The following is a 1,337-nucleotide window of genomic DNA, read 5'->3' as shown; positions in this document are numbered from 1 at the left end:
GAATGACACGACTTCGGCGGTACGCTTGAGCCCCGCTACATTGTCGGCGCGGAATCACTTGACCAGTGAGCTATTACGCACTCTTTCAAGGGTGGCTGCTTCTAAGCCAACCTCCTGGTTGTCTCTGCGACTCCACATCCTTTCCCACTTAGCGTACGCTTAGGGGCCTTAGTCGATGCTCTGGGCTGTTTCCCTCTCGACCATGGAGCTTATCCCCCACAGTCTCACTGCCGTGCTCTCACTTACCGGCATTCGGAGTTTGGCTAAGGTCAGTAACCCGGTAGGGCCCATCGCCTATCCAGTGCTCTACCTCCGGCAAGAAACACACGACGCTGCACCTAAATGCATTTCGGGGAGAACCAGCTATCACGGAGTTTGATTGGCCTTTCACCCCTAACCACAGGTCATCCCCCAGGTTTTCAACCCTGGTGGGTTCGGTCCTCCACGAAGTCTTACCTCCGCTTCAACCTGCCCATGGCTAGATCACTCCGCTTCGGGTCTTGAGCGCGCTACTAAACCGCCCTATTCGGACTCGCTTTCGCTACGGCTTCCCCACACGGGTTAACCTCGCAACACACCGCAAACTCGCAGGCTCATTCTTCAAAAGGCACGCAGTCACGACTGCATGTGCAAGCACATACAGCGACGCTCCCACGGCTTGTAGGCACACGGTTTCAGGTACTATTTCACTCCGCTCCCGCGGTACTTTTCACCATTCCCTCACGGTACTATCCGCTATCGGTCACCAGGGAATATTTAGGCTTAACGGGTGGTCCCGCCAGATTCACACGGGATTTCTCGGGCCCCGTGCTACTTGGGTGTCTCTTAAACGAGCCGTTAATGTTTCAGCTACGGGGGTCTTACCCTCTACGCCGGACCTTTCGCATGTCCTTCGCCTACATCAACGGTTTCTGACTCGTCTCACAGCCGGCAGACTATGAAAAAGAGATCCCACAACCCCGCATGCGCAACCCCTGCCGGGTATCACACGCATACGGTTTGGCCTGATCCAGTTTCGCTCGCCACTACTCCCGGAATCACGGTTGTTTTCTCTTCCTGAGGGTACTGAGATGTTTCACTTCCCCTCGTTCCCTCCACACTGCCTATGTGTTCAGCAGCGGGTGACAGCCCATGACGACTGCCGGGTTTCCCCATTCGGACACCCCCGGATCAAAGCTTGGTTGACAGCTCCCCGGGGCCTATCGTGGCCTCCCACGTCCTTCATCGGTTCCTGGTGCCAAGGCATCCACCGTGCGCCCTTAAAAACTTGGCCACAGATGCTCGCGTCCACTGTGCAGTTCTCAAACAACGACCAGCCACCCATCACCCCACCCCTA

The 1,337-nt window shown here is 56.4% G+C and carries 1 rRNA gene (only partly in view); it reads right to left on the bottom strand.

Annotation, left to right across the window (positions count from 1 at the left end):
- A 23S ribosomal RNA gene (locus ACFVJX_RS35890) occupies positions 1-1,273 on the bottom strand (it extends 1,927 nt beyond the left edge of the window).
- Between the last annotated feature and the right edge of the window lie 64 nt (positions 1,274-1,337).

This window comes from Streptomyces sp. NPDC127177 (genome assembly GCF_042672475.1).
Lineage (GTDB): Bacteria > Actinomycetota > Actinomycetes > Streptomycetales > Streptomycetaceae > Streptomyces.
Note: the sequence above shows the minus strand (reverse complement) of the source record. Positions and strands in the feature narration are given on the sequence as shown.